At 61.3% G+C, this 18452-nt stretch carries 16 protein-coding genes; 6 read left to right on the plus strand and 10 right to left on the minus strand.

The genetic code is table 11. The features are described 5' to 3' along the window. The first annotated feature begins 26 nt into the window (after positions 1-26). Positions 27-914 (plus strand): lysophospholipid acyltransferase, encoded by an 888-nt coding sequence (locus QRN38_RS02625; RefSeq protein WP_005768197.1) that lies wholly within the window; start codon positions 27-29, stop codon positions 912-914. 221 nt (positions 915-1135) lie between these two features. Here the strand turns inward: QRN38_RS02625 and QRN38_RS02630 are convergent, their stop codons facing one another. The 5 genes from QRN38_RS02630 to def form a co-directional block, all read right to left on the minus strand. Further along, a complete protein-coding gene (locus QRN38_RS02630) occupies positions 1136-3490 on the minus strand; it encodes an FdhF/YdeP family oxidoreductase (RefSeq protein ID WP_057417682.1) in 2355 nt (784 codons plus the stop codon). 142 nt (positions 3491-3632) lie between these two features. Next, entirely contained in the window at positions 3633-5006 is a 1374-nt protein-coding gene (gene trkA, locus QRN38_RS02635; protein WP_005768190.1) for a Trk system potassium transporter TrkA, read from the minus strand. Next, positions 5003-6349, minus strand: coding sequence for a 16S rRNA (cytosine(967)-C(5))-methyltransferase RsmB (gene rsmB / locus QRN38_RS02640; RefSeq protein WP_024667281.1), 1347 nt, complete (start codon positions 6347-6349; stop codon positions 5003-5005). Before rsmB ends, trkA begins: the two co-directional genes overlap by 4 nt. Beyond that, the gene (gene fmt, locus QRN38_RS02645) at positions 6346-7290 is read right to left on the minus strand and encodes a methionyl-tRNA formyltransferase (RefSeq protein ID WP_057417681.1); all 945 of its coding nucleotides are present in this window, start codon (positions 7288-7290) and stop codon (positions 6346-6348) included. The genes rsmB and fmt overlap by 4 nt, the downstream gene beginning before the upstream one ends. A gap of 60 nt (positions 7291-7350) precedes the next feature. Continuing rightward, complete coding sequence (gene def, locus QRN38_RS02650) at positions 7351-7857, minus strand: peptide deformylase (RefSeq protein WP_005768180.1); 507 nt, start codon at positions 7855-7857, stop codon at positions 7351-7353. Between the two features lie 125 nt (positions 7858-7982). Here def and QRN38_RS02655 point away from each other — a divergent pair, with 125 nt between their 5' ends. From QRN38_RS02655 to tsaC, 3 genes are all read left to right on the plus strand, one after another. Beyond that, a complete protein-coding gene (locus QRN38_RS02655; RefSeq protein ID WP_011103024.1) occupies positions 7983-9008 on the plus strand; it encodes a LysM peptidoglycan-binding domain-containing protein in 1026 nt (341 codons plus the stop codon). Between the two features lie 123 nt (positions 9009-9131). Beyond that, positions 9132-10247, plus strand: coding sequence for a DNA-processing protein DprA (gene dprA / locus QRN38_RS02660; protein ID WP_057417680.1), 1116 nt, complete (start codon positions 9132-9134; stop codon positions 10245-10247). Between the two features lie 38 nt (positions 10248-10285). Further along, a complete protein-coding gene (gene tsaC / locus QRN38_RS02665) occupies positions 10286-10843 on the plus strand; it encodes an L-threonylcarbamoyladenylate synthase type 1 TsaC (protein ID WP_003379455.1) in 558 nt (185 codons plus the stop codon). A 7-nt stretch (positions 10844-10850) separates the two neighbouring features. Here the strand turns inward: tsaC and QRN38_RS02670 are convergent, their stop codons facing one another. Continuing rightward, on the minus strand, positions 10851-11828 hold the full coding sequence (locus QRN38_RS02670) for an NADPH:quinone reductase (RefSeq protein WP_057417679.1): 978 nt from the start codon (positions 11826-11828) through the stop codon (positions 10851-10853). Positions 11829-11997: 169 nt separating this feature from the next. On the opposite strand from QRN38_RS02670, the gene hemF reads away from it, so the two are divergent. Together hemF and aroE are read left to right on the plus strand one after the other, a co-directional pair. Continuing rightward, positions 11998-12912 (plus strand): oxygen-dependent coproporphyrinogen oxidase, encoded by a 915-nt coding sequence (hemF, locus tag QRN38_RS02675; RefSeq protein WP_005768167.1) that lies wholly within the window; start codon positions 11998-12000, stop codon positions 12910-12912. Beyond that, the gene (gene aroE, locus QRN38_RS02680; RefSeq protein ID WP_007244935.1) at positions 12912-13736 is read left to right on the plus strand and encodes a shikimate dehydrogenase; all 825 of its coding nucleotides are present in this window, start codon (positions 12912-12914) and stop codon (positions 13734-13736) included. Before hemF ends, aroE begins: the two co-directional genes overlap by 1 nt. A 103-nt stretch (positions 13737-13839) precedes the next feature. Here aroE and QRN38_RS02685 read toward each other — a convergent pair whose 3' ends face one another. The 4 genes from QRN38_RS02685 to betC all read right to left on the minus strand — a co-directional run bounded on the left by QRN38_RS02685 (position 13840) and on the right by betC (position 18433). After that, positions 13840-15408, minus strand: a complete 1569-nt coding sequence (locus QRN38_RS02685) for a SulP family inorganic anion transporter (RefSeq protein ID WP_057417678.1) — start codon at positions 15406-15408, stop codon at positions 13840-13842. Positions 15409-15479: 71 nt separating this feature from the next. Then, complete coding sequence (locus QRN38_RS02690; RefSeq protein WP_005768154.1) at positions 15480-15797, minus strand: hypothetical protein; 318 nt, start codon at positions 15795-15797, stop codon at positions 15480-15482. Positions 15798-15963: 166 nt separating this feature from the next. Continuing rightward, a complete protein-coding gene (locus QRN38_RS02695) occupies positions 15964-16890 on the minus strand; it encodes a choline ABC transporter substrate-binding protein (RefSeq protein WP_044392376.1) in 927 nt (308 codons plus the stop codon). A gap of 37 nt (positions 16891-16927) precedes the next feature. Continuing rightward, complete coding sequence (betC, locus tag QRN38_RS02700) at positions 16928-18433, minus strand: choline-sulfatase (protein ID WP_005768150.1); 1506 nt, start codon at positions 18431-18433, stop codon at positions 16928-16930. Between the last annotated feature and the right edge of the window lie 19 nt (positions 18434-18452).

Raw genomic sequence — 18452 nt, forward strand, 5'->3', positions numbered from 1 at the left:
CTGCCTCGAGAATCTGGGAGTCATCTGTGGATAAGTTCAAAGGCGCCGTAATGGTCGGGGCGTTGCGATTGTTTGCGCTGCTGCCGTGGCGAGCCGTGCAATGGGTCGGTACGGCCATCGGCTGGTTGATGTGGAAGCTGCCCAACCGCTCGCGCGAAGTGGCGCGGATCAACCTGTCCAAGTGTTTCCCCGAACTGAGCGAGCCCGAGCTGGAAAAGCTGGTCGGCCGCAGCCTGATGGACATCGGCAAGACACTCACCGAAAGCGCTTGCGCGTGGATCTGGCCTGCTCAGAAATCGATCAATCTGGTGCGCGAAGTCGAAGGGCTCGAAGTGCTCAAGGACGCGCTGGCGTCTGGCAAGGGCGTGGTCGGGATTACCAGTCACCTGGGCAACTGGGAAGTGCTCAATCACTTCTATTGCAGCCAGTGCAAGCCGATCATTTTCTATCGTCCGCCCAAGTTGAAAGCGGTGGATGACCTGTTGCGCAAACAGCGTGTGCAGTTGGGCAACCGTGTTGCCGCATCGACCAAGGAAGGCATTCTCAGTGTCATCAAGGAAGTGCGCAAAGGTGGTTCTGTGGGCATCCCGGCCGATCCGGAGCCGGCTGAATCAGCGGGCATCTTCGTGCCTTTTTGCGGCACCCAGGCGCTGACCAGCAAGTTTGTGCCGAACATGCTGGCTGGCGGCAAGGCCGTCGGCGTGTTCCTGCACGCCATGCGCCTGCCGGACGGTTCGGGCTATAAGGTTGTGCTGGAGGCGGCTCCCGAAGCCATGTACAGCACCGACACCCAAACCTCAGCAGCGGCGATGAGCAAAGTGGTCGAGAAATACGTGCGGGCTTATCCGAGCCAGTACATGTGGACCATGAAACGCTTCAAGAAACGTCCACCAGGCGAAGCACGCTGGTACTAGGAAAGACCGGACGCGGAGCGTCCAGGACTGCATGTGACGCGGAGCGCCGCACGGTAGTTGAGGTTATCGTTGCGCACGCTCCAGCGTCGCAATGCCTTGCGTGACGCTCCGCGTCACAACTCTGCGCCGCGCCGCCTATTCAAGACCGGACGCGGAGCGTCCAGAACTGCATGCGACGCGGAGCGCCGCATGATAATTGAGGTTATCGTTGCGCATTGGGTTCAACTGGCCGCCGCTATCAACCCGCGCCGCTCCAATGCTACTTGCGCCCCTTCCGGGCTCATCCGCACCAGGTTCACCGGGATAGATTTCGCTGCAGGGGTGTTGCTGCGGCTGTCGCGGTTGGCCAGTGGCAACAGGCCGTTGGTTTCCGGGTAGTACGCTGCGCAGCAGCCTGGCGGTACATCATAGGCGATGACTTTGAAGCCCGGCGCGCGGCGTGGGGTGGTCAGGTCCAGTGCGGTCTGAAACTCGATGTAGTCCCCGGCCTTCAGCCCCAGGCGTTCGATGTCCTGCGGGTTGAGCATCACCACCATGCGGTCGCCAAAAATATCCCGATAACGGTCATCGTTGGAGTACACCGTGGTGTTGAACTGGTCATGGCTGCGAATCGTCATCAACTGCAAGTGCGCAGCGCCCGGCGGTGTGTCGTCCTCGTCGTAGATCCCTTCAGTGAAGAGGAAGTTGGCTTTGCCGGACTCGGTGTCCCACTTACGCTCGCTGGCAGCGTTGGGCAGGCGGAAGCCGCCCGGCTCGAGAATGCGCTGATTGAAGTCGTAAAACTGCTCGGGCAACACTTCTTCGATCTTGTCGCGAATCCTGGCGTAGTCGCCCACATAGCTGTCCCAGTCCACGTTGGGGTTGGGCGCAAGCGTCGCTTTGGCGATGCCGGCGATGATGGCGACTTCGGAAATCAGATGTTTTGACGCAGGCTCCAGCATGCCGGTCGAGCCGTGCACCATCGACATCGAGTCTTCGACCGTGATGGTTTGCGCCACGCCGTTCTGCAGGTCCCGTTCCGAACGCGCCACGCATGGCAGCAAAAAGGCTTTCTGGCCGTGCACCGTGGCGCTACGGTTCAGTTTGGTGTTGACCAGCACGGTCATTTTCAAGCGGCTGACGGTCGGGCAGATCGCGTCGATGTCAGGAATGGCGCGGAAAAAATTGCCGCCCATGGAAATGAGCGCTTCCACTTCGCCACGCAGCAAGGCTTCGCAGGTCTCAGCCACCGCGTGCCCTTTTCTTCTCGACGCCTCGAAACCGAACACCTTGCTCATGCTGGCCAGAAACGGCTCACCGGCTTTTTCATAAATGCCCATCGTTCGGTCGCCCTGCACATTGGAGTGCCCGCGCACCGGGCAGGCCCCGGCACCAAGCTTGCCGATGTTGCCGCGTAACAGCAGCAGGTTGATGATCTGCTGCACGGCATCGCCGCCGCGCTTGTGCTGAGTGACGCCCATGCCCCAGCAGCAGATAACCCGCTCCGAACGCCTGTAGACCGCCGCCACATCCTCAATGGCCTGGCGCGTCAGGCCCGAATGGCTTTCGATGAGGTCCCAAGGCAACTGCCGGCAATAATCAGCGTATTGCTCAAAACCGTGGGTGTGCTCTTCGATGAACGCCACATCAAGAACGCGCGGCAGATGTTCGCGCCGGGCCACGTCATCGGCTTCGATCACCGCTTTGCAGACGCCTTGCAGGGCGATCATGTCGCCGCCGATCCTGACCTGATGATACCGGGAGCTGATCTCCACGCCATGCAGGCTGAGCATGTCGCGCGGGTCCTGAGGCGAGGCAAAGCGCACCAGCGCCTTTTCGCGCAGCGGGTTGAACGAGATGATGCTGGCGCCCCGTTTTGCCGCCGCGTGCAGCTCGGACATCATGCGCGGGCTGTTGCTTCCCGGGTTCTGGCCAATGATGAAAATCGCGTCGGCGTTCTCGAAGTCTTCCAGCGTCGTGGTGCCCTTGCCGACCCCGATCGACTCCGGCAGCGCCACAGTGGTGGTCTCATGGCACATGTTCGAACAATCAGGGAAATTGGCCATGCCGTACAGGCGGCCAAACAGCTGATACAGAAACGCCGCTTCGTTCGACGTGCGCCCGGAGGTGTACAGTTCCAGCTTCCACGGGTCGCTCAGTTGGCGCAGCTCTTCGCCGATCTCGGCGAACGCCTCATCCCAAGTGACGGGCAGGTATTTGTCGCTGGCCGCGTCGTAGCGCATCGGCTCGGCAATACGGCCCTGTTTTTCCAGATCGTGATCGCTCCAGGTGGCCAGCTCACTGACCGTATGCCGGGCGAAAAACTCAGGCGTCACGCGTTTTTTGGTAGATTCCCAAGCCAGTGCCTTGGCACCGTTCTCACAGTATTCAAAAGTATGCGGCTTCTTTGGGTCCGGCCAGGAACAACTGGGGCAATCGAAGCCGCCGGGCTTGTTCATGGACAGCAGCGTGCGGTTGCCCTTGACCAGCACATGCTGGTGCAGAAGGTGTTTGTTGACCGCATTCAGCGCAGGCCAGCCGCCTGCCGGGGAACCGTCGGTTTGCGAGCCTTGAAGGGGGGCGTTGGAGTCAGACATTGCGTATGTTTCCCTGGTAAAGCCCGTCACAGGCTTAGTGCGCGTGTAAGTGAGATACACGGGCCCAAGGAGAATTCGCCCGGATCGACGAGCGTTGCCGACCGAGCCGGTCGGCCGGAGGTTCAGTCAGCCGGCAGGCTGTTCAGAAAAAGCTCAGTCCTACCTGAAACAGCCGCTCCACATCGCGAATGCACTTTTTATCCACAAGAAACATGATCACGTGGTCGCCGGATTCGATCAGGGTAACGTCGTGGGCGATCAGAACCTGTTCGTCGCGGATGATCGCGCCAATCGCCGTACCGGTCGGCAGGTTGATGTCCTTGATGGCGCGACCGACCACCTTGCTGGATTTCGGGTCGCCGTGGGCAACGATCTCAATGGCCTCGGCTGCGCCCCGCCGCAGGGAATGGACGCTGACGATATCGCCCCGGCGTACGTGGGCCAGCAACGTGCCGATGGTTGCCAGTTGCGGGCTGACAGCGACGTCAATCTCGCCGCCCTGGACCAGATCAACGTAGGCCGGGTTGTTGATCAGCGTCATCACCTTGCGTGCGCCCAGCCGTTTGGCCAGCAGTGACGACATGATGTTGGCTTCGTCGTCGTTGGTCAGCGCCAGAAACAGGTCGGTGTTACCGATGTTTTCTTCCAGCAGCAGGTCGCGGTCCGATGAGCTGCCCTGCAGGACCACGGTACTGTCGAGGTTCTCCGACAGGTAGCGGCAGCGCGCCGGGTTCACTTCGATGATCTTGACCTGATAACGGCTTTCAATGGCTTCGGCCAGACGCTCGCCGATGTTGCCGCCGCCGGCGATGACGATGCGTTTGTAGTTCTCGTCCAGACGCCTCAGCTCGCCCATCACCGCACGAATATCAGCCCTGGCGGCGATGAAAAATACCTCGTCGTCGGCTTCGATGACCGTATCGCCTTTGGGCAGGATCGCCCGGTCGCGCCGGTAGATCGCTGCGATACGGGTATCGACATTGGGCATGTGCGCGCGCAGCTGGCGCAGTTGCTGACCGACAAGCGCCCCGCCGTAATAGGCTTTGACCGCGACCAGCTGCGCCTTGCCTTCGGCGAAATCGATTACCTGAAGCGCGCCGGGGTACTCGATCAGGCGCTTGATGTAATTGGTGACCACCTGTTCCGGGCTGATCAGCACGTCGACCGGAATCGCGTTCTTGTCGAACAGGCCTGCGCGGGTCAGGTACGCCGCTTCACGGATGCGCGCGATCTTGGTCGGTGTGTGAAACAGCGTGTGGGCCACCTGGCAGGCGATCATGTTGGCTTCGTCGCTGCTGGTCACGGCGACCAGCATGTCAGCGTCGTCGGCACCTGCCTGGCGCAGCACCGCCGGATACGAGCCTTTGCCCTGCACGGTGCGGATGTCCAGGCGATCACCCAGATCGCGCAAGCGGTCGCCGTCGGTGTCGACCACGGTGATGTCGTTGGCTTCGCCCGCCAGATGCTCGGCCAGTGTACCGCCCACCTGACCCGCACCCAGAATGATGATCTTCAACTGGTTACTCCTGCGCCGCCGCGATCTTGAGCTGCGATCTTGATCAGTTTGGCGTAGTAGAAACCATCGTGGCCACCTTGTTGGGCCAACAACTGACGACCGTGCGGTTGCTTTATGCCGGCCGGTGGCTGCCCGGCCTGCCCGGCGATATCCAGTTCTCTGGCCCCGGAGGTGCGTGCCAGAAAAGCCTCGATGACGTCGGTGTTTTCAGTTGGCAGTGTCGAGCAGGTCGCGTACACCAGCATGCCGCCTACTTGCAGCGTGGGCCACAACGCGTCGAGCAGTTCGCCCTGCAAGGTGGCCAGCGCGGCGATGTCGTCCAGTTGGCGGGTCAGTTTGATGTCCGGGTGGCGACGGATCACGCCGGTGGCCGAGCACGGGGCGTCGAGCAGAATGCGCTGGAACGGCTTGCCATCCCACCACTGCGCTGTCTCGCGGGCATCGGCGGCGATCAGTTCAGCGTCCAGACCCAGGCGCTCAAGGTTTTCACGCACGCGCACCAGGCGCTTGGCTTCCAGGTCTACCGCCACCACGCCGCTCAGTTGCGGCTGCACCTCCAGCAAATGGCAGGTCTTGCCACCCGGCGCACAGCAGGCGTCGAGCACGCGTTGGCCCGGGGCCAGTTCCAGCAGGTCGGCGGCCAGTTGCGCGGCTTCGTCCTGCACACTGATCCAGCCTTCGGCAAAACCGGGCAGCGAGCGCACATCGCACGGCTCGGCCAGCACGATACCGTCCTGACTGAACGTGCACGCGCTCGCTTCCAGCCCGGCAGTCTTGAGCAGCTCAAGGTACTGATCGCGACGGTGGTGACGGCGGTTGACCCGCAAAATCATCGGCGGGTGCGCGTTGTTGGCTGCGCAAATGGCTTCCCACTGCTCCGGCCATGCGGCTTTCAGGGCTTTTTGCAGCCAGCGCGGGTGGGCGGTGCGCACCACCGGGTCGTGTTCCAGTTCGATCAGCAGCGCTTCGCCATCGCGTTGAGCATTGCGCAGCACGGCATTGAGCAGGCCTTTGGCCCACGGCTTTTTCAGTTTGTCGGCGCAGCCAACAGTTTCACCAATGGCCGCATGCGCAGGGATGCGGCTGTAAAACAGCTGATAAAGCCCCACCAGCAGCAACGCTTCGACGTCAGCATCGGCGGCCTTGAAGGGCTTTTGTAACAGTTTGGCGGCCAGTGCCGACAGGCGCGGCTGCCAGCGCGCCGTCCCGAAAGCCAGGTCCTGGGTCAGGCCGCGATCACGTAGCTCGACCTTGTCCAGTTGCGTGGGCAACGAACTGTTCAGCGACGCCTTGCCGCTGAGCACGGCAGCCAGTGCCTTGGCGGCAGCCAGACGCGGGTTCATTGGCCCAGCACCGTGCCGATGGCGAATTTCTCGCGGCGACTGTTGAACAGGTCAGTGAAATTCAACGGCTTGCCGCCCGGCAGTTGCAAGCGAGTCAGGCGCAGGGCGTTCTGGCCGCAGGCGACGATCAGGCCGTCCTTGCTGGCGCTGAGAATGGTCCCCGGTGCGCCCTGCCATTCGGCCAGATCAGCCGCCAGCACTTTCAAGGCTTCTTCGTTCAGCGTGCTGTGGCAGATCGGCCACGGATTGAAGGCGCGCACCAGACGTTCCAGCTCATCGGCCGGACGTGTCCAGTCGATGCGCGCCTCATCCTTGTTCAATTTGTGCGCGTAATTGGCCAGGCTGTCGTCCTGAGCCTCGCCGACCAGCGAACCCTCCGCCAAGCCAGCAATAGCCTGTAACACCGCAGGCGGACCGAGCTCGGCCAGGCGGTCGTGCAACGTGCCGCCGGTGTCCTGCGCGCTAATCGGCGTGACGGCCTTGAGCAGCATCGGTCCGGTGTCCAGACCTGCCTCCATGCGCATCACGGTCACGCCGCTCTCGGCATCACCGGCCTGCACCGCACGTTGAATCGGCGCAGCACCGCGCCAGCGTGGCAGCAGCGAGGCGTGACTGTTGATGCAGCTCAGACGCGGAATATCCAGCACCACTTGTGGCAGGATCAGGCCGTAGGCGACCACCACCATCAAATCAGGCTTGAGCGCAGCCAGTTCGGCCTGGGCCTCGGGGGCGCGCAGCGTTGGTGGCTGCATGACCGGGATGTCATGTTGCAGCGCCAGTTGCTTGACCGGGCTGGGCATCAGTTTTTGCCCACGGCCAGCCGGGCGATCAGGCTGGGTGTACACGGCAACGATCTGGTGAGGGCTGTCGAGCAGGGCCTTGAGGTGTTCGGCGGCAAATTCCGGGGTGCCGGCGAAGACGATGCGCAGTGGCTCGGTCATAAGCTTCTCGTTCTAGAAAAACAAAAAGGCCTTGTGCAGGCCTTTTGGAGGGACGACGGATCAGGCATTCAGCTTGTGCTGTTTTTCGAGCTTTTTCTTGATCCGGTCACGCTTGAGGTTTGAGAGGTAATCGACGAACAGCTTGCCGTTCAGGTGATCACACTCATGCTGGATGCAGATGGCCAGCAGGCCTTCGGCAACCAGTTCATAAGGCTTGCCGTCGCGGTCCAGCGCCTTGACGCGGACTTTTTGCGGGCGGTCGACGTTCTCGTAGAAACCCGGCACCGACAGGCAGCCTTCCTGATACTGATCCATTTCATCGGTCAGTTTTTCGATTTCAGGGTTGATGAAGACCATCGGCGCGCTGCGGTCTTCGCTCAGGTCCATGACGACCACGCGCTTGTGAACGTTGACCTGCGTGGCAGCCAGGCCGATGCCGGGCGCTTCGTACATGGTTTCAAACATGTCGTCGACCAACTGGCGAATGCCGTCGTCTACCATCGCTACAGGCTTGGCGAGGGTGCGCAGGCGCGAATCGGGAAATTCGAGGATGTTTAGAATGGCCATATACGTAAGAGCTGCACTGTTAAGGTAAAGTCAGTGTCGGGTGCCGGGCTCGGGAGTTCAAGGCTGGCAGCCCAGGACAGGACTCTAGGGTTCGCGTGAGGCAACATGATAAAGGGATTCACCGCATGAGGAAATCACTACTCGCCCTGCTGCTGTTGACCGCCAGCGGTCTTGCCCAGGCGCAAGTGCAACTCAGGGAAGGCTATCCGCAGAGCTACACCGTTGTTGCCGGAGACACACTCTGGGACATTTCCGGCAAGTTTTTGCGTGAACCGTGGAAGTGGCGCGAGATCTGGAGGGCCAATCCGCAGGTCCACGACCCTGATCTTATCTACCCCGGTGACACCCTGGCACTGACCTGGGTGGACGGCCAGCCACGTGTGACGCTCAACCGTGGCGAGTCGCGCGGCACCATCAAATTGTCACCGCGTGTGCGCAGTACACCGATGGTTCAGGCCATTCCAAGTATCCCGCTGGGTGCGATCAATGCCTTTCTGATCAGCAACCGGATCGTTGACAATGCCGAGCAGTTCGACAAGGCGCCCTATATCGTTGCCGGCAATGCCGAGCGGGTGCTCAGCGGCAATGGCGACAGGGCCTATGCCCGCGGCAAACTGGACCCGACGCACACCGTCTACGGCATCTTCCGCCAGGGCAAGATCTACACTGATGCGCAGACCAAGGAAGTGCTGGGCATCAACGCTGATGACATCGGCAGCGCTGAAGTGGTTGCCACCGAGGGCGATGTCTCGACCCTGAGCCTGCAGCGTTCCACGCAGGAAGTGCGTCTGGGCGACCGGCTGTTCGCCAGCGAAGAACGTTCGATCAACTCGACCTTTCTGCCCAGCGCTCCGCAGACCCCCATAGAAGGTTTGATTCTGGATGTGCCACGCGGTGTAACCCAGGTCGCCGTCATGGATGTGGTCACCCTCAACAAAGGCAAACGTGACGGTCTGACCGAAGGCAACGTGCTGGCGATCTACAAAACCAGCGAAACGGTACGTGACCGAATCACCGGCGAACAGGTAAAAATCCCCGACGAACGGGCTGGCCTGCTGATGGTTTTCCGCACTTACGACAAGCTTAGTTACGCCTTGGTCCTGCAAGCGAACCGATCTTTGGCCATCATGGACAAGGTTCGAAATCCGTAGCGGTCTGTTTTAGTTCTGATACGGATTTGTCTTACCCGCCAGTCACTTATCAAATTGTTGTCAACAGAGTTATCCACAGGTTTGCGCACCATTCCGGGTGCGCAATGGATCAGGGACGATCTCATGCCACTGTTCGAAAAAGAACGCTCCTCGCCTGCCGAACTGGAAGCGCGTCTGCGTGTGCATCGCTTGCCCGAGGTGGGGCCGAAACGCTTTTTCAGGCTGATGGAAGCCTTCGGCTCTGCCTCTTCGGCACTCAGCGCACCGGCCAGCGCATGGCGTGCGCTGGGCCTGCCCGGTGCCTGCGCAGAGGCTCGACGTGACCCTTTGGTGCGTGATGGCGCCAGCGTTGCGCTGGCCTGGCTGGAGCGTCCGGGCCAGCATTTACTGATGTGGGACGATTCTTGCTACCCCGCGTTGCTGGCGCAGATCGCCGATCCGCCGCCGCTGATTTTCATCGCCGGCGACCCTTCCATTCTTGAGCGCCCGCAGTTGGGAATGGTCGGTAGCCGTCGCGCCTCCAAGCCCGGGCTGGACACCGCCAAGGCATTTGCACGCAGCCTGGCCGGTGCCGGTTTTGTGGTCACCAGCGGTCTGGCGCGGGGCATCGACGGTGCTGCGCATCAGGGCGCACTGGATGTCGGTGGGCTTACAATCGGCGTGCTTGGCACCGGGCTTGAAAAACTTTATCCACAGCAGCATCGCGCCCTCGCCGCGCAGATGGCGGCACAGGGTGGCGCGGTGATTTCCGAGTTCCCGCTTGACGCCGGACCGCAGCCCAGCAACTTCCCGCGGCGCAACCGGATCATCAGCGGCCTGTCGCTCGGCGTGCTGGTGGTCGAGGCCAGCGTTGCCAGCGGTTCGTTGATTACCGCACGCCTCGCCGCCGAGCAGGGACGAGAGGTTTATGCGATACCGGGCTCGATTCACCATCCGGGCGCCAAAGGGTGTCACCAGCTGATAAGGGACGGCGCGACGCTGGTCGAGACCGTCGACCACATTCTGGAAGGCTTGCAGCACTGGAAGCGCGTCGCACCCAGCGCCGACTCTTCAAATACCGAGCCTGCCCCCTGCGACCATCCACTATTGGCCTTGTTGCACGCCGCGCCGCATACCAGCGAGGGGCTGTCGGTCTCCAGTGGCTGGCCATTGCCGAAAGTATTGGCTGGCCTGACCGAACTGGAACTGGACGGACGCATAAGCTGTGAAGCGGGACGATGGTTCGCCAGCGCGCCCTGAGGTTAAACTGCCGCCAGGATTTATCGGAGAGACAGACAATGGTCAGCAGCTGGCGTGTGCAACAAGCCGCTCAGAATATTCGAGCCGGTGCGGTGATTGCCTACCCGACCGAAGCAGTCTGGGGGCTGGGGTGCGATCCATGGGATGAAGAGGCGGTCTATCGCTTGCTGGCGATCAAATCGCGGCCGGTGGAAAAAGGCCTCATCCTGATCGCGGACAACATTCGCCAGTTCGACTTTCTGTTCGAGGACTTCCCCGAGTTGTGGCTCGACCGCATGGCCAGCACCTGGCCGGGGCCCAATACCTGGCTGGTGCCGCACCAAAACCTGTTGCCCGAGTGGATCACCGGCATTCACGAAACCGTGGCACTGCGTGTCACCGATCACCCGACCGTACGCGAACTGTGCGCGCTGGTCGGCCCGCTGATCTCCACATCGGCCAACCCGGCGGGTCGCCCGGCTGCCCGGTCGCGATTGCGGGTTGAACAGTACTTCCGTGGTCAGATCGACGGCGTGCTCGGCGGCAGCCTGGGCGGCCGCCGAAACCCTAGCGTGATACGTGATATCGCCACCGGGCAGGTGATGCGCGCCGGCTGACGCTCGTTCAAGGAATCAGGATGGTCGAGCCAGTGGTGCGCCGCGCCGAGAGCTCAATCTGCGCCTGGGCGGCGTCCTTGAGGGCGTACTGCTGAATGCCATCGACCTTGAGTTTGCCGCTGGCGAGCATGTCGAACAGCTCATCGGCCATCGTTTGCAGGTTTTGCGCGTTGTTGGCGTAGCTGCCCAACGTCGGGCGGGTGACATACACCGAACCCTTCTGCGCCAGAATGCCCAGGTTCACGCCTGACACCGGCCCTGATGCATTGCCGAAACTCACCACCAGCCCACGCGGCGCCACGCTGTCGAGCGAAGTCAGCCAGGTGTCCTGCCCCACGCCGTCGTAGACCACCGGGCATTTCTTGCCGTCGGTCAGCTCCAGCACACGCTTGGCGACGTCCTCGTGGCTGTAGTCGATGGTTTCCCAGGCACCGAGTGCCTTGGCGTGCGCCGCTTTCTCCGGCGAACTGACCGTGCCGATCAACTTGGCACCCAGTGCCTTGGCCCATTGGCAGGCCAGCGAGCCGACACCGCCTGCAGCGGCATGAAACAGAATGATCTCGCCCGGCTTCACCTGATAAGTCTGGCGCAACAGGTATTGCACGGTCAGGCCCTTGAGCATCAGCGCCGCGGCCTGCTCGAAACTGACCGAGTCCGCCAGCTTGACCAGATTCGCCTCAGGCAGCACGTGCACCTCGCTGTACGCGCCCAGCGGCCCGGTGCCATAGGCAACCCGGTCGCCCACCTTGAAGCGCGTCACCTCATCGCCCACCGCCTCGACCACACCCGCCCCCTCGGCGCCGAGACCGGATGGCAAGAACGGCGCGGGATACAACCCGCTGCGGTAATAGGTATCGATGAAATTCAAGCCGATAGCCTTGTTGCGCACAACCACCGCCTGCGGCCCTGGAGCCTCTGGCTCGAAATCGACATATTCAAGAACCTCGGGTCCTCCGACAGTGCTGAACTGGATACGCTTTGCCATGTGCTCTCTCCGTGATGGTGAAAAGGTCCGCCAAAGCCCCCATCGAACGCTTTCGCCCGACCTTCGTCAACTGCCAGTGCGCTCTGCCGATGGTATGCTACGCGCCAGTTTGCCTGCGCCTCTTGTGCTTAGGGGCTCAGCCGTTTGACGTCAACCGTAAGGGATCTTCATGAGTACCCGTACCGAGGCCGTAAAAGCCTACCTGCTCGACCTGCAAGACCGTATCTGCACCGCGCTCGAGCAGGAAGATGGCAACGCACACTTCGTGGAAGATGCCTGGACACGTCCGGCGGGCGGCGGTGGTCGCACGCGGGTGGTCGAGAATGGCGCGGTCATCGAGAAAGGCGGCGTCAACTTTTCCCATGTGTTCGGCAGCAACCTGCCGCCGTCAGCCAGTGCGCATCGGCCTGAATTGGCCGGGCGTGGTTTCGAGGCGCTGGGCGTGTCGCTGGTGATCCATCCGCACAGCCCGCATGTGCCGACGTCTCACGCCAACGTGCGGTTTTTCATCGCTGAAAAAGAAGGCGAAGAGCCGGTGTGGTGGTTCGGCGGTGGTTTCGACCTGACGCCTTACTATGGCGTTGAAGAAGACTGCGTGCACTGGCACCGGGTGGCGGAGCGGGCCTGCGCGCCCTTCGGCGATGATGTTTACCCGCGTTACAAGGCGTGGTGCGACAGCTATTTCCACCTCAAGCACCGCGACGAGCCGCGCGGCATCGGCGGTCTGTTTTTCGATGACGTGAACCAGTGGGATTTCGACACCAGCTTCGCATTCATCCGCGCCATCGGCGATGCATTCATCAATGCCTACCTGCCGATCGTGCGCCGTCGCAAGGCTGCGGCCTATACCGTGCAGCAGCGCGAGTTTCAGGAATTCCGCCGTGGACGCTACGTCGAGTTCAACCTCGTGTACGACCGCGGCACGCTGTTTGGTCTGCAATCGGGTGGTCGTACCGAGTCGATCCTCATGTCGCTGCCGCCGCAAGTACGCTGGGGCTATGACTGGAAAGCCGCGCCGGGCAGCGAAGAGGCGCGTCTGACTGATTACTTCCTGACTGATCGCGACTGGCTGGCGGATAACTGATGGACCAGTATGTCGTCTTCGGTAACCCCATTGGTCATAGCAAGTCGCCGCTGATTCATCGCCTGTTCGCCGAGCAAACCGGCCAGGCACTGAATTACCAGACCGCGCTGGCACCGCTGGACGATTTCACGGCGTTTGCCCAGGCGTTTTTCCAGACCGGGCGTGGTGCCAACGTGACGGTGCCGTTCAAGGAGGAGGCGTTTCGCCTGGCCGACAGCCTGACCGAGCGCGGGCAGCGTGCGGGGGCCGTCAACACCCTGAGCAAGCTCGATGACGGGACGCTGCTGGGCGACAACACCGACGGTGCCGGGCTGGTGCGCGACCTGACGGTCAATTGCGCATGCAGCTTGCGCGGTCAGCGCGTGTTGTTGCTGGGCGCGGGCGGTGCGGTGCGTGGCGCGCTGGAACCGCTGCTGGCAGAAAAGCCCGCCGTGCTGGTGATCGCCAATCGTACGGTCGAAAAAGCCGAACGACTGGCTCAGGAATTTGCCGATCTCGGCCCGGTGTTTGCCAGCAGCTTTGACTGGCTTGAAGAGCCGGTGGACCTGATCATCAACGCCACGTCTGCCAGCCTGGCCGGGGAGCTGCCGCCCATCTCCCCGAGCCTGATCCAGCCTGGTGCGACCTTTTGCTACGACATGATGTACAGCAAAGCGCCCACCGCCTTCTGCCGCTGGGCCACTGAACAGGGTGCGGCGCAGTCGGTTGATGGCCTGGGGATGCTGGTCGAGCAGGCGGCAGAAGCCTTCCTGTTGTGGCGCGGCGTGCGCCCGGATTCAGCGCCTGTATTGGCGGATTTGCGCAGATTGCTGGCTGCGGGTTGATCGGCTATCTGCGGACTATCGTGCCAATGCTACGCGTTGGCATGCCGTTCTGGACGCTCCGCGTCCTCTTGCAACGCAGAGCGTCGCGACGATGAGCGACAACTCAATCCTCAAACAAAATCGGGCAGTTCTCCGGCCCTTCCAGCTTGTGCAATTCCTCGATTACCTGCGGTCTGGCATTGCGCAGAACCAGCACTCGCCCCTGCTGCCCCAGGCGTCTGGCTTCTTGATGAAGCATTTCCACACCTGAGTAATCGATGAAGTTGATCTGCTGCGCATCGATCACCACACGCAGCCCTTCGGTGCGTTGCAGGCGGGTTTGAAGGTAATGACTGGCACCGAAAAAGATCGATCCACCGACCCGTAACACATCCTCATCACCCTCGCGCCATTGCTGCACGCGGGGCTGTGAGGTGCGCTTGAGGTAGAAAAACAGCGAAGCCAGCACGCCTGCATAAATCGCCGTTTGCAACTCCAGCAACAGCGTGGCCAGGCAGGTCAGCGCCATCACGAAGAACTCGGCGCGGCTGACGCGCAACAGTGCGCGAATGCCACGACGGTCCACCAGCCCCCAGCAGATCAGCAGGATTGAAGCCGCCATGGCCGGGATCGGAATGTGCGAAACCAATGAAGCTCCGGCGACCGCGAACAGCGCCACCCACAGCGCCGAAAACACCCCGGCCAACGGCGAACGAGCGCCCGCTTCATAACTCAGCGCTGCACGGGTGAACGAGCCCGCGGAGAGATACCCGGAAAACAGCGAGCCGACCATGTTTGACAGCCCTTGGGCGCGCACTTCCTGATTGGCGTTGAGCATCTGTTGCGAGCGTGCCGACAGAGAGCGGGCAATCGACAGGCTGTTGACCAGTCCGAGCATGCCCACCGCCACTGCCGTCGGCAGCAGCTTGAGGATCAGCTCAAGGTCCAGCGGCAGCGGGCTGAAAGGCGGTAAATGCCCGACGAAGGCGCTGACCACTCGCACATGCCCGAACATCGCTGGCCACAGCCAGACCAGCAGGCTGCTTGATACCAGCGCGATCAACAGCGTCGGCCAGCGCGGCACCCATGCTTTGAGGCCGATGCCCAGCGTGAGGGTCAACAGGCCCAGCATCAACGAAGGCTTGTCGAGTTCGCCGCGATGCTCAAGCACGGCGCTCAGGCTTTTGAGTGCCGTGGTCTGGCTTGGCAGATCGATGCCCAGCAAATTGGGCATCTGCCCGAGCGCAATAACGACGGCAGCGCCCAGTGTGAAACCGAGCACCACCGAGTGCGAAACGAAATTCACCAGCGCGCCGAAGCGCATCATCCCCAACAACAACTGGAAGACACCGGCGATAAAGGTCAGCAGCAGGATCAACATGATGTAGTCCTGGCTGGCCGGCACGGCAAGCGGACTGACACTGGCATACAGCACGATGGAAATAGCCGCCGTCGGCCCGCAGATCAAGTGCCAGGACGAACCCCACAGGCAAGCGATGAGCACCGGGACAATGGCGGCGTACAGACCGTACTCGGGAGGCAGCCCGGCGATCAGCGCGTAAGCGATGGATTGCGGCAGGGCCAGAATCGCACCGCTTAAACCCACCAGCGCATCACGCCCCACGCTGGCGCGGCTCTGCTGCGGCAGCCAGGCGAGAAATGGCAGGAATTTATGGCGATTGAGCCAGCGCATCGGTCCCTCATGTTGGATGGATCATTGCATCGCCACGTCAGACCGTCCCTGCCCGGAGCCGCGAGCGAAGGCTAGTTCATGGCGTAGCATTTCGAGGTGGCGACGTTTGTGTCTGACCCGGTTCCAGCACCTCTGAGCATGCAGATAACATAGTGTTTTTTGTTGTTAAGCGTCACTACCGGGCCATTCTCTGCCACGTACGAAGAAACAACCGTTGCTCCTGCATTGAGCATCTCCTCCATAGAGACATTGACGGCCTCTAGCTTGGTCGGATATTCCAGCGCGTTTCCGGGTACTTTGGCGCTGGTTTCTGGCGGCCAGTTACCCGCAGAGGCAAAGGATGCGCTCAGAATCAGGGCCAGTGAGAGGGGTATAAGTGACTTTTTCATACTGTTCTCCAGTGTTCGCGGACAGGCCGCACGGCAGCCTGGTGGTTTGCCCCCTTCCGTTGGTTCCCAACTGGTGTCTTCCAGAATGACGCTTTGAAGTGCCAATATTGCTGAAAACCGGCGCGGTGGAAACCCCTGACGCCGGGTCAATACTTAATGTCGAGGCCTACAACTTCGCCTTCACTGCCGCCAGCCCGTCTTTGCCATCAACCGTCTTCACGCCCTCCAGCCACGTGTCCAGTACCGCAGGGTTGGCCTTGATCCAGGCTTTGGCGGCTGCGCTATTGCTGAGCTTCTTGTTGGTCACCTCGGCCATGATGCTGTTTTCCATGTCCAGGGTGAAGCTCAGGTTGGTCAGCAGCTTGCCAACGTTCGGGCAGGCTTGTGCATAACCCTTGCGGGTCAGGGTGAAGACCGAGCCGGTGTCGCCAAAGTATTTCTCGCCGCCCTTGAGGTAGTGCATGCCTTTGATCTGCACATTCATCGGGTGCGGTGTCCAGCCGAGGAAGACCACAAACGCCTTCTTCTTCACATTGCGATTGACCTCGGCGAGCATGGCCTGCTCGCTGGACTCCACCAGCTTCCACTGGCCCAGATCAAACTCGTTCTTCTTGATGATCTCCTGCAACGACAGGTTGGCCGGCGCGCCGGAGCCGATACCGTAGATTTTCTTGTCGAATTTTTCGGCGAATTTGCTCAGGTCGGCAAAATCATGCACGCCGGCCTCCCAGACGTAGTCCGGCACGGCCAGCGTGAACTCGGTGCCTTCAAGGTTCCTGGCCAGTTGCGTCACGTCACCGGTGGCCACGAACTTGTCGTAAAAGCCCTGCTGCGCCGGCATCCAGTTACCCAGAAACACATCCAGCTTGCCGTCCTTCAAACCGCCATAGGCAATCGGCACTGCGAGCGTGTCGACCTTGGCCTTGTAACCCAGACCTTCAAGCACCACGCCGGTGATAGCGTTGGTGGCGGCAATGTCACTCCAGCCCGGATCGGCCATCTTCACGGTGCTGCAACTGGCGTCCTCTGCCTGCGCGGCAAAGCTGCCAAACGTCATGACCGCGACCGCAACGGCTGTGGATAACTGTTTCATCGATGTACCCCTTTTTGATTTTTTGGTGTGGGCAGGGTCAAGGTTGCGGAAAACGTGCCTTGCGCTCCAGATCGTCGAGATCAATGTGGTTGCGCATGTACTGCTGACTGGCGTCGACCAGTGGCTGGTGATCCCAACTCTTCAGCTTGCCGGTTGCCAGCGATTTGGCGACAAAGCGCCTTCTGCGCTGGCTGGCGAGCACCTGTTGGTGTATCGCCGGTATGTCCCACTTGGCCCGAGCTTCGGCCAGAAAATCATTGAACAGCTTTTCATGGGCTGGCGACTGGCTCAGGTCTTTCTGCTCTTTCGGGTCTTTCTTCACATCGAACAACAGGCACGGGTCCTGTTCCGAATAGATGAATTTGTACGCACCGCGACGGATCATCATCAGCGGGCTGGTCGTGCCTTCGGCCATGTATTCGCCAAACACCTCATCGTGCCCGCCTTTGCGTTTCAGGTGCGGCATCAGCGAGCGCCCGTCCAGCGGCAAGCCGGCGTCCAGTGTGCCCTTGGCCATTTCGACAAAGGTCGGTAACAAGTCGGCCGTCGACACCGACGCACTGACCCGCCCCGGCTTGAACTGCCCCGGCGCGTACACCACCAGCGGCACGCGAGCGGCCATTTCGAACCAGTGCATTTTGTACCAGAGACCCTTCTCGCCCAGCATGTCGCCGTGATCGCCAGAGAACACCACGATGGTGTCGTCCGCCAGCCCGACCTCATCAAGCGTCTGCATCAGTTTGCCGACGTTCAGGTCGATGTAGCTGCACGCGCCGAAATAGGCACGGCGCGCATCACGAATCTTGTTTGTCGGCATCGGCTTGTCCCACAGGTCATACACCTTGAGCAGCCGTTGTGAGTGCGGGTCCAGCGCGGCCTGATTGGCGTGCGGCGTTGGCATCGGGATTTCGTCGTCGCTGTACAGGTCCCAGAACGGACGCGGGATGGTGTACGGGTCGTGAGGGTGAGTCATGGAAACGGTCAGGCAGAACGGCGCATCACCGTCCTGACGCACATGGTCGTAGAGGTACTGCTGAGCCTTGAACAGCACCTCTTCATCGAAATCCAGCTGGTTGGTGCGCACGCACGGGCCGGCCTGCAATACCGATGACATGTTGTGATACCAGCTCGGGCGTACGTCCGGCTCGTCCCAATTGACCGACCAGCCGTAGTCGGCCGGGTAGATGTCACTGGTCAGGCGCTCTTCGTAACCGTGCAACTGATCCGGCCCGCAAAAATGCATCTTGCCCGACAGCGCGGTCTTGTAACCCAGCGCACGCAGGTAGTGCGCGTAGGTCGGAACGTCTGCCGGGAAGTCCGCCGCGTTGTCGTACCCGCCGATCCTGCTCGGGAGCTGACCGCTCACCAGAGTAAAGCGCGAAGGCGCGCACAGCGGGCTGTTGCAATACGCCGAGTCGAACACCACGCCGTCGGCAGCAAGGCGGCTCAGGTTGGGCATCAGGATGGGAGACGGGGCGTAGAACGGCAACATTGGCGCGGCCATTTGATCGGCCATGATGAACAGAATATTTTTGCGCTTCATGTAATCGCTGCATCCCATT

Origin of the sequence: Pseudomonas sp. CFBP2511 (assembly GCF_030209255.1) — a bacterium.
GTDB classification, from domain to species: Bacteria; Pseudomonadota; Gammaproteobacteria; order Pseudomonadales; family Pseudomonadaceae; genus Aquipseudomonas; species Aquipseudomonas avellanae.

What these genes read in the sequence shown, in the direction of transcription:
- tsaC (WP_003379455.1), top strand. Translation starts at nt 10,286, where the DNA reads ATGGTCAGCAGCTGGCGTGTGCAACAAGCCGCTCAGAATATTCGAGCC.
- QRN38_RS02685 (WP_057417678.1), bottom strand. Translation starts at nt 15,408, where the DNA reads ATGCGCTGGCTCAATCGCCATAAATTCCTGCCATTTCTCGCCTGGCTG.
- fmt (WP_057417681.1), bottom strand. Translation starts at nt 7,290, where the DNA reads ATGACCGAGCCACTGCGCATCGTCTTCGCCGGCACCCCGGAATTTGCC.
- betC (WP_005768150.1), bottom strand. Translation starts at nt 18,433, where the DNA reads ATGAAGCGCAAAAATATTCTGTTCATCATGGCCGATCAAATGGCCGCG.
- dprA (WP_057417680.1), top strand. Translation starts at nt 9,132, where the DNA reads ATGCCACTGTTCGAAAAAGAACGCTCCTCGCCTGCCGAACTGGAAGCG.
- QRN38_RS02630 (WP_057417682.1), bottom strand. Translation starts at nt 3,490, where the DNA reads ATGTCTGACTCCAACGCCCCCCTTCAAGGCTCGCAAACCGACGGTTCC.
- hemF (WP_005768167.1), top strand. Translation starts at nt 11,998, where the DNA reads ATGAGTACCCGTACCGAGGCCGTAAAAGCCTACCTGCTCGACCTGCAA.
- QRN38_RS02690 (WP_005768154.1), bottom strand. Translation starts at nt 15,797, where the DNA reads ATGAAAAAGTCACTTATACCCCTCTCACTGGCCCTGATTCTGAGCGCA.
- QRN38_RS02670 (WP_057417679.1), bottom strand. Translation starts at nt 11,828, where the DNA reads ATGGCAAAGCGTATCCAGTTCAGCACTGTCGGAGGACCCGAGGTTCTT.
- aroE (WP_007244935.1), top strand. Translation starts at nt 12,912, where the DNA reads ATGGACCAGTATGTCGTCTTCGGTAACCCCATTGGTCATAGCAAGTCG.
- QRN38_RS02655 (WP_011103024.1), top strand. Translation starts at nt 7,983, where the DNA reads ATGAGGAAATCACTACTCGCCCTGCTGCTGTTGACCGCCAGCGGTCTT.
- QRN38_RS02695 (WP_044392376.1), bottom strand. Translation starts at nt 16,890, where the DNA reads ATGAAACAGTTATCCACAGCCGTTGCGGTCGCGGTCATGACGTTTGGC.
- def (WP_005768180.1), bottom strand. Translation starts at nt 7,857, where the DNA reads ATGGCCATTCTAAACATCCTCGAATTTCCCGATTCGCGCCTGCGCACC.
- rsmB (WP_024667281.1), bottom strand. Translation starts at nt 6,349, where the DNA reads ATGAACCCGCGTCTGGCTGCCGCCAAGGCACTGGCTGCCGTGCTCAGC.